The following is a 9038-nucleotide window of genomic DNA, read 5'->3' on the forward strand; positions in this document are numbered from 1 at the left end:
GGGCCGGTGGGGCGGATCAGGCGGCTGCCCACCGGCCTGACCCGCCGCGAGGAAGAGCCGGCGCGGCTCCAGCCGGCGCAGCCGCGCGAACCGAAGCTGCGCCAGGCAGCGCCCGAGATGCGCCGCCTCGCCAGCCAGGATCCTGCGCTCTACGCGCCGCGCCGCGGCCAGCTCGACGACCAGGGCCGGCTGACGCCGCAGGCCCGCACGGTCCAGGAAGATGATCAGCTGGAAATCCCGGCCTTCCTGCGCCGCCAGGCCAACTGAGCGATGCGGCGCACCGCCGATCGTTAACGATATATAACGGTTGTTAACAGGCAGACGAGAAATCGTCTGCCTGTTGCTTTTGCAAAATATATTAAAAACAATCGCTTACGATCTATTTTTAACAAAACCCCGTGGTTACACGGGGTAAGAAACCGTGATTTGGAGTCTCCAGGGCGGGCCACTATCTTCGCCACGGACTAAAGTCGGTTTGCCGGGATTCGGGGAGTAGCCCTGCCTGCCGATCACACAGAGCCGCGTGCTCTTGCTTATTTTGCCGCATTCCATGCGAGCGCCAGACCGTTCACTGGCTGCAAGATACCCAAGGCCGATGGAGCGGACGCAGGCATTTTGGGCGTATGGGGTTACTCTTGCACGACTATCAGACGACAGTGAAATCGCGCGCGACGCTGACTGGCATCGGCGTCCACAGCGGCAAGACCGTCACCGTTCATTTCCTGCCGGCCGACGCCGATACGGGCATCGTCTTCCATCTCTCGAGCGGCGGCGAAGCCCGTGAGCTCCGCGCCCTGGTCGCGGAAGTCGGCGCTACCGATCTTTGCACCATGCTTGGCGATCCGGCCGGCGCGCATATCGGCACCGTCGAGCATCTGATGGCGACGGTGTTCGGCCTCGGCATCGACAATCTCATCATCGAGATCGACGGCTCGGAAGTTCCGATACTCGACGGCAGCGCCATGGCGTTCGTCGAAGCCTTCGACCAGGCGGGCATCGAGACGCTGGCGGTGAAGCGCCGCTATATCCGCGTCGTCAAGCCGGTGCGCGTGGAAGCCGGCGCGTCCTGGGCGGAATTCCGTCCCTATGACGGCACGCGGTTCGAGGTCGAGATCGATTTCGAGAGTCCGGCGATCGGCCGTCAGCAATTCGCCTCCGACATCAACCCCGACATCTTCCGCCGCGACATTGGGCGTGCCCGCACCTTCGGCTTCATGAAGGACGTCGAGAGGCTTTGGGCCGCCGGCTACGCGCTCGGCTCGTCGCTCGAAAACTCGCTGGTTATCGGCGACGACAACCGCGTCATCAATGTCGGCGGGTTGCGCTACCCCAATGAGTTCGCCCGCCACAAGACGCTCGATGCGATGGGCGATCTGGCGCTGGCCGGCGCGCGCTTCATCGGCTGTTTCCGCTCCTATCGCGGCGGCCACCGGATGAACGCGTCCGCGTTGCGCCGGCTGCTTTCCGACCACACGGCCTTCGAGATCGTCGAGACCCGGCGCCGCGAGCGTGGCCGCGTCGCCGAGATGATTGCCGTCAGCCGGCCGGTCTACGCACCCTGGGTGATCTGATTTTTAACAGTTTTCTGGCGTTGTAGTCAGGTTGTGTTGCGCGATTGCATCACGAATCGCTGAAATTGCACAACCCCGGTCGCAGCGCCAAGCCGCCACAAAAATGTGCGATTGGCCGGACATAGCGTTGCCGGGCAAGGGGATAATGGTTTATGGCTTCGGCCGGACCGAAACGACGCCGAAGGGGCGGAATCCAAACATGTTTTTTTCGCGAGTTGGTCAATCGGTAACGCCGCGTCGGGGTGTTTTGCTGGCGCTGTCGGTGGTTGCTCCCGCGCTTGTTCTTTCGGCCTGCATGTCCTCCGAGAAGGACGTCAACCTGGCGACCTATGTCGATCAGACCGAGCCCGCCGACGTCCTCTACAACCAGGGCCTGGCCAACATGAATGCCGGCCGCCTCGACGAGGCGAGCAAGAAGTTCGATGCGGTCGACCGCCAGCATCCCTATTCGGAATTCGCTCGCAAATCGATGGTGATGGGGGCTTTCGCCGACTACCGCGCCGGCAACTATGACGAGGCGATCGGCACCGCGAAGCGCTATCTGACGCTTTATCCCTCGACCGACGACGCAGCCTACGCCCAATACATCATTGGCCTGAGCTATTACCGGCAGATCAAGGACGTCACCCAAGATCAGAAGGAAGCGCGCCAGACCATCCAGACCATGCAGGATCTGGTGACGCGCTGGCCGAACTCCGAATATGTCGCCGACGCCAAGGACAAGATTCGCTTCGCCAACGACCAGCTTGCCGGCAAGGAGATGCAGGTCGGCCGCTACTATCTCGAGCGCCGCGAATACATCGCCGCCGTGAAGCGCTTCCGCACCGTGGTCGAGAACTATTCCAACACCCGCCATGTCGAGGAGGCGCTCGCGCGCCTGACCGAGTCCTACTATGCGATGGGCTTGACCTCGGAAGCGCAGACGGCCGCGGCGGTGCTCGGCACCAACTATCCGGACAGCCAGTGGTACAAGGATTCCTACAAGCTCCTGCAGAGCAACGGGCTTGAGCCGCGCGAGAATGCCGGATCGTGGATCTCCAAGGCCGGGAAGCTGATCACCGGCGCCTGAAGCTTGCGATGCTGTCCAGACTGTCGATCCGCGATATCGTCCTGATCGAGAAGCTGGACATCGACTTCCTGCCTGGGCTTTCGGTGCTGACGGGCGAAACCGGCGCCGGCAAATCCATCCTGCTCGATGCCTTGTCGCTCGCGCTCGGCGCGCGCGGCGACGCCTCGCTCGTGCGCCATGGCGCCGCGCAAGGCCAGGTCATCGCGGTGTTCGATGTGCCGCGCAACCATCCGGCCCGCGCGCTGCTTGCCGAAAACGACATAGAGGACGATGGCGATATCATCCTGCGCCGTGTGCAGACCGGCGACGGCCGCACCCGCGTCTTCGTCAACGACCAGCCGTCCAGCGTCACGCTGATGCGCGATGTCGGCCGCGCGCTGGTCGAGATCCACGGCCAGCATGACGAGCGCGCGCTGGTCGATCCCGGCGCGCATCGCGAATTGCTGGACAGTTTCGGCGGCCATTTGGGCGCCGTGCGCGGCACGGGCGAAGCCTGGCGCTACTGGCGGAACTGCGAGCAGGAGCTTTCGCGGCATCGGGCGAAGGTCGAGGCGGCGGCGCGCGAGGCCGATTATCTGCGCGCTTCCGTCGCCGAGCTCGCGAAGCTCGATCCGCAGCCGGGCGAGGAGACGGAGCTTGCCGAATTGCGCGCGCAGATGATGCGGGTCGAGAAGATCGCCGCCGAAATCCATGACGCGCAGGATGTGCTGTCGGGGCCGTCCTCGCCGCTGCCGCAGCTTGCCAGCCTATTGCGCCGGCTGCAGCGCAAGGCGGGCGAGGCGCCGGGCCTGCTCGACGACGTGGTGAAATCGCTGGACGAGGCGATGATCTCCCTCGATGCGGCGCAATCCGGCGTGGAAGCCGCGCTTCGCGCCACCGAGTATGATCCGCAGCGCCTGGAGAAAGCGGAGGAGCGCTTGTTCGCGCTGCGCGCGGCCTCGCGCAAGCACAATGTCGCGGTGGACGATCTGGCGCAACTGCGCGACACGATGGTGGCCGATCTTGCCGATCTCGATGCCGGCGAGGAGCGGTTGCACGCGCTGGAAAAGCAGGCCGCCGCGGCGCGCGAGGCCTACGATATTTCGGCGGCGCAGCTTTCCTCCCTGCGTCAGGCGGCGGCATCGGGCTTGACCAAAGCGGTGATGGCCGAATTGCCGGCGCTGAAGCTCGAACGGGCCGAATTCATCGTCGAGATGGGGAGCGATGCCGAAAGCCGCATGGAAGAAGGCACCGACCAAGTCGAGTTCTGGGTGCGCACCAACCCGGGCACCAGGCCGGGGCCGATGATGAAGGTCGCTTCGGGCGGCGAGCTCTCGCGCTTTCTGCTCGCACTGAAGGTGGCGCTCGCCGATCGCGGCTCGGCACCAACCCTGGTTTTCGACGAAATCGACACCGGCGTCGGCGGCGCTGTGGCCGACGCCATCGGCCAGCGGCTGGCGCGGCTGTCGAAGCGCGTACAGGTGCTTTCCGTCACGCATGCGCCGCAGGTTGCGGCACGCGCCGCGACGCATTTCCTAATCTCCAAATCCGGCGGCAAGGACCGTGTCGCCACCGGCATCGCCGAAATGGACCGCGCCGCGCGCCAGGAGGAGATCGCGCGTATGCTGGCAGGCGCCGTCATCACCGACGAGGCGCGCGCCGCTGCGGAGAGGTTGCTGCGCGAGAACACGGCCGCGGCGTAGTTAGTCGACATAGGGATTTTGACCGGTCGGCTCTGGTTGCCTTGGCAGGTGGCATGGCCTTGGAGATTGGCTGAAACGCCCATCCCGTCGTCATTCCAGGGCGGAGCGGGAAGCGAAGCGTACCGCGTAGACCCTGGAATCCATGCCGTTACCTTGGCCGAGGAATGCCGCGGAGCAGAACTTCTGAACCCGTTGCAACGCCTTGGCGTCATGGCATGGATCCTCGGGTCTGCGCTCCGCTTCGCGTCGCTACGCCCGTGGATGACGACGGGTGGACGTTTCGGCCAATCTCCAAGGCATGGCACCTGCCAACAAAAACAAAGCCGAACGGTCAAAAATCCCGGCTCGGCGCTTGCTTCTCCAACCTTGCAAGGTGAGTCAGCAGATGGCTGTATCCTGCCGTTGGCCAATGATTTTTCTACGAGCCCTGCCGACGAATCCTGATTTATAGTGGCGCGCCACAATCCAGGGACTGATGCATGTCGGAAAAACCAGTCGAATCGCTGAGCGAGGGTGAAGCCGCGGAGGAGCTGAAGCGGCTCGCGGCGGAGATCGCCGAGCACGACCGGCGTTATCACACCGAGGACGCCCCGACGATCTCGGACGCCGAATATGACGCGCTGGCACGGCGCAACCTCGCCATCGAAGAACGCTTTCCCGATCTGGTGCGCGAGGATTCGCCGTCGCGCCGGGTCGGCGCGCCGCCGGCCGAAGGCTTTGCCAAGGTGCGGCACGTGGTGCCGATGCTCAGCCTCGCCAAGGCCTATACCGACCAGGACGTCGCCGATTTCATCGAGCGCGGCCGACGCTTCTTCGACCGCGACAAGGACCTCGACATCGCCTTCACCGCCGAGCCGAAGATCGACGGCCTGTCGGCTTCGCTGCGCTATGAGAACGGCGTGTTCGTGCAGGGCGCGACGCGCGGCGACGGCGCGGTCGGCGAGGACATCACCGCCAATCTGAAGACGATTGCCGATATCCCGAAGAAGCTGCAGGGCTCGGGCTGGCCGGAGGTCATCGAAATCCGTGGCGAGGTCTATATGACCTATGCCGAATTCGAGGCGCTGAAGCAGCGTTCGGCGGCTACAGGCGGTCAGGATTACGTCAATCCGCGCAACACAGCAGCCGGATCGCTGCGTCAGAAGGACCCGTCGGTCACCGCCAGCCGCAATCTCAAATTCTTCGCCTATGCCTGGGGCTACACCACCGCCGATCCGGCTCCGACCCAGTACGATTCCGTGCAGAAGTTCAAGGAGTGGGGATTCAAGGTTAGCCCGCTGATGGTGCGGGCGAAGTCGATCGACGAACTCATCGCGCAGTACCATCATATCGAGGAATTGCGCTCGTCGTTGGGCTACGACATCGACGGCGTCGTCTATAAGGTCGACCAGCTTGAGTTGCAGCGCCGCTGGGGCTTCGTCACCGGCGAGCCGCGCTGGGCCGTCGCCCACAAGTTCCCGGCCGAGCAGGCGATGACGACGGTCCAGAAGATCGACATCCAGGTCGGCCGCACCGGCACGCTGGCGCCCGTGGCGCGGCTGGCGCCGGTGACCGTCGGCGGCGTGGTGGTCGAGAACGTCACGCTGCACAATGAAGACTACATCAAGGGCTTCGACAGCAACGGTCAGCCGATCCGCGACGGCATCGACGTGCGCATCGGCGACACAGTGGTGATCCAGCGGGCGGGGGACGTCATCCCGCAGATCGTCAGCGTCGTCATCGACAAGCGTCCGGCTAATGCCGTGCCTTACGAATTTCCGCATACCTGCCCGGTCTGCGGCTCGCCGGCGACGCGCGAGATCAACGAAAAGACCGGCAAGGAGGATTCGCGCCGGCGCTGCACCGGCGAGCTGATCTGCGCCGCCCAGGCGGTGGAGGGGTTGCGCCATTTCGTGTCGCGCGGCGCGATGGATATTGAGGGCCTCGGCGCGGAAAACATCGACCTCTTCTTCAATGCGGGACTGGTGAAGACGGCGGCTGACATCTTCACGCTGAAGGATCGCCGCCCGGCCGTCACCAAGGCGCTGGCCGAGCGGCGCGAGGAGCAGGCGCGGCTGCGCGAGGAAGCCTCAGGCAAGACGCGCAAGAATGTGCGCAGCGTCGAGGAGCGCAACTATGAAGGCCTCGACAAGCTCTTCGCCGCCATCGACGCTCGCCGCGAGCCCGAGCTCGACCGCTTCATCTTCGCGCTCGGCATCCGTCATATCGGCGAGACGACGGCGGCCGTGCTTGCCCGCCAGTTCTCGACCATCGAAGAGCTGATCCGCGTGGGCAAGGAGACGGCAAAGGCGGAGCATCCGCACAGCGTCTTCCCGTCGATCAACGGCATCGGCGACACGGTGATCAATGCGCTGCGCGACTTCTTCGGCAATGAGCGCAACGACGACGTGCTGGATGCCTTGCTCGCGCAGGTCCACCCCAAACCCTATGTCATGGAAATCTCGGCCGGCAGTGAAGTCTCCGGCAAGACGGTGGTGTTCACCGGCACGCTGGAAAAGATGACGCGCTCCGAGGCCAAGGCGATGGCCGAGCGGCTCGGCGCCAAGGTGGCTGGCTCGGTTTCGGCCAAGACCGACCTGGTGGTGGCGGGGCCCGGCGCAGGCTCGAAGCTGAAAGTTGCGAGCGAGCTCGGCATCGAGGTGATCGACGAGGACACCTGGCTGCAGCGCATCGGCAGGGCTGGCTGATGACTGGCGCGTTCAAGGGATTTGGGCCGAAGGCCATCCCGTTCCTCAAGGCGCTCGATTTCCATCAGAGCCGCGAATGGTTTCAGGAGAATCGCGCCCTTTACGACAGCGAGCTGCACGGACCGTTCTGCGATCTGGTCGAGACGCTCAGCGAGCGTTTCGAAGCGGCCAAGCTCGGGCTGCGCGGCGACCGCAAGAGGTCGCTGTTCCGCATCAATCGCGACGTGCGCTTCTCGAAGGACAAGCGGCCCTATAACCGGCATCTCTCAGCGATCCTGTCGCCCGACGGCACCAAGATGGAGCAGGGCGTCTTTTATGTGCATATCGGGCTTGAGCGCTGCTTCGCCGGCGTTGCCTGGTGGCAGCCGGCGCCCGAATTGCTGCAGGCGATGCGCAAGGCGATCGTGACCAAGCCGGCCGAGTTCCGCGCCATGGTCTCGTCGCTCAAGAAGGCCGGGCTGGAACTCGATGTGGAAGATCGCCTGAAGCGGGCGCCGCGCGGCTTCGAGGATGTCGGCGACGAGGATCTCGCCCAGGCGGTGCGCAACCGCCATTTCGTGGTCCGGCACGACATCCATCCGGCGACGATCCATTCGCCGGCGCTGGTCGACGATCTCGTCGACTTCACGCTTGGCGCCAAGCCGCTGCTCGATTGGGGCAGGGCGATCCAGGGGACGGTCGTGGCCGCTTGACGCCGCCGTTCGGCGGTCGCCAGGGGCTTACATCCGCATCAGCAGGCCGCCGTCGACGGCGAGCTCGATGCCGGTGATGTAGCTCGCGGCGTCGGAGAGCAGGAAGAGGGCGGCATTGGCCATGTCCTGCGGCGTGCCGATGCGGCCGAGCGGCGCATAGTTCGCGACGGCGGCGCGTTTTTCCTCGGTGTCCCAGCGCGCCTGCAGGGGCGTCAGCGCCATGCCGGGGCAGATCGCGTTCGAGCGGATGCGCTCGGCGGCAAGCTGCATGGCGAGCGACTTGGACAGCGCGCACACGCCGGCCTTCGAGGCCTGATAGGCGTCCTGCGGGTTGGGATCGCCGCGATACCATTGGATGGTCGAGAAATGCACCATGGCGCCGCCGCGCCCGCCGGCGCGCATATGGGGAACGACCGCGCGCGCCGTGTGCACGAAGGATTTCAGGTTGATGTTGAAGACGTCGTCCCAGACGCCGAGATCCATGTCCAGCGCCGACTTGTCGCGGCCGAACCACAGCACGCCGGCGACGTTGGCGAGATAGTCGATGCCGCCGCGCTCGCGGCCGGCGGCGCCGATGACCTGTTCGACGAAAGCGGCGTCGGTCAGGTCGCCCTGCGCGAAGGTCAGGCGATCGTCATAACCGGCAAGCGAGGCCGGGCGCGTTTTCACGTCGATGGCGGTGACGAAGGCGCCGGCATCGAGCAGGGCAAGCGCGATGGCCTCGCCCATGCCGCCGCCGGCGCCGGCCACGACCGCATGCCTGCCGGTGAAATCAAAGACGACCATCCGTCACCCCTCTTGATGTTGGCGCCAAGGCGCGATGGCGGGACAATAGGGGCGGACAAAAATTCCATCAAGCCGTATTCGAAAAAATTTGCCAAAATGGAAAATCGCGATATCGTGCCGCGATTGACGGCTTTCCTTTTGGGTGGATTCCAAGACCATGAACCTGCATTCCGGCGCGCGGACCTTCTCGGTGACCTCTCCTGTCGACGGCTCGATCTACGCCACGCGAAACTATGCCGACGGCGCCGCGATCGAGGCCGCGGTCGCCCGGGCTCGCGCGGCGTTGCCGGGCTGGAGGCGCACGCCGCTGGCCGAGCGCCTGGCGATCCTTCTGCGCTTCGGCGAGGAGATGAAGGCGCGCGCCGCCCCGCTTGCCGAAGCGGTGGCGTGGCAGATCGGCAGGCCCTTGTGGCAGGCCGACGAGACGCCGCGCCTGGCGCTGATCGGGGAGCTGCTTGCCGGTGCGGCGCCGGAGACCTTGGCAGACATGCCCTATCCGTCGGACGAGAACATCCGCCGCTACGCCAAGCCGGTGGCCGGCGGGCTGCATC

General features: G+C 65.0%; 7 protein-coding genes and 1 pseudogene. 7 read left to right on the forward strand and 1 reads right to left on the reverse strand.

Features of this window, described 5'->3' with window-relative positions; genetic code table 11:
* From EOA23_RS27940 to EOA23_RS27965, 6 genes and pseudogenes are all read left to right on the forward strand, one after another.
* A pseudogene (locus EOA23_RS27940) lies at nucleotides 1-267 on the forward strand (cell division protein FtsZ); the annotation flags it as partial.
* A gap of 356 nt (nucleotides 268-623) precedes the next feature.
* Nucleotides 624-1571: a UDP-3-O-acyl-N-acetylglucosamine deacetylase gene (lpxC, locus tag EOA23_RS27945; protein ID WP_126060096.1), complete on the forward strand. Its 948-nt coding sequence runs from the start codon at nucleotides 624-626 to the stop codon at nucleotides 1569-1571.
* 199 nt (nucleotides 1572-1770) lie between these two features.
* Entirely contained in the window at nucleotides 1771-2640 is an 870-nt protein-coding gene (locus EOA23_RS27950; protein ID WP_112127203.1) for an outer membrane protein assembly factor BamD, read from the forward strand.
* Nucleotides 2641-2648: 8 nt separating this feature from the next.
* A complete protein-coding gene (gene recN / locus EOA23_RS27955; RefSeq protein ID WP_127306523.1) occupies nucleotides 2649-4322 on the forward strand; it encodes a DNA repair protein RecN in 1674 nt (557 codons plus the stop codon).
* A gap of 479 nt (nucleotides 4323-4801) precedes the next feature.
* Complete coding sequence (gene ligA / locus EOA23_RS27960; protein ID WP_127306524.1) at nucleotides 4802-7009, forward strand: NAD-dependent DNA ligase LigA; 2208 nt, start codon at nucleotides 4802-4804, stop codon at nucleotides 7007-7009.
* The gene (locus EOA23_RS27965) at nucleotides 7009-7701 is read left to right on the forward strand and encodes a TIGR02453 family protein (RefSeq protein ID WP_127306525.1); all 693 of its coding nucleotides are present in this window, start codon (nucleotides 7009-7011) and stop codon (nucleotides 7699-7701) included. Before ligA ends, EOA23_RS27965 begins: the two co-directional genes overlap by 1 nt.
* 27 nt (nucleotides 7702-7728) lie before the next feature.
* Here the strand turns inward: EOA23_RS27965 and EOA23_RS27970 are convergent, their stop codons facing one another.
* The gene (locus EOA23_RS27970) at nucleotides 7729-8487 is read right to left on the reverse strand and encodes an SDR family oxidoreductase (RefSeq protein ID WP_127306526.1); all 759 of its coding nucleotides are present in this window, start codon (nucleotides 8485-8487) and stop codon (nucleotides 7729-7731) included.
* Between the two features lie 157 nt (nucleotides 8488-8644).
* Here EOA23_RS27970 and EOA23_RS27975 point away from each other — a divergent pair.
* On the forward strand, nucleotides 8645-9038 hold a 394-nt coding region (locus tag EOA23_RS27975; RefSeq protein WP_127306527.1), incomplete at its 3' end, for an aldehyde dehydrogenase family protein.

The organism is Mesorhizobium sp. M2A.F.Ca.ET.042.01.1.1 (genome assembly GCF_003997405.1).
Lineage (GTDB): Bacteria > Pseudomonadota > Alphaproteobacteria > Rhizobiales > Rhizobiaceae > Mesorhizobium.

Excerpts from the sequence above, each read along its gene's own strand:
- lpxC (WP_126060096.1), top strand. The coding sequence starts at position 624 with ATGGGGTTACTCTTGCACGACTATCAGACGACAGTGAAATCGCGCGCG.
- recN (WP_127306523.1), top strand. The coding sequence starts at position 2,649 with ATGCTGTCCAGACTGTCGATCCGCGATATCGTCCTGATCGAGAAGCTG.
- EOA23_RS27950 (WP_112127203.1), top strand. The coding sequence starts at position 1,771 with ATGTTTTTTTCGCGAGTTGGTCAATCGGTAACGCCGCGTCGGGGTGTT.
- ligA (WP_127306524.1), top strand. The coding sequence starts at position 4,802 with ATGTCGGAAAAACCAGTCGAATCGCTGAGCGAGGGTGAAGCCGCGGAG.
- EOA23_RS27965 (WP_127306525.1), top strand. The coding sequence starts at position 7,009 with ATGACTGGCGCGTTCAAGGGATTTGGGCCGAAGGCCATCCCGTTCCTC.
- EOA23_RS27970 (WP_127306526.1), bottom strand. The coding sequence starts at position 8,487 with ATGGTCGTCTTTGATTTCACCGGCAGGCATGCGGTCGTGGCCGGCGCC.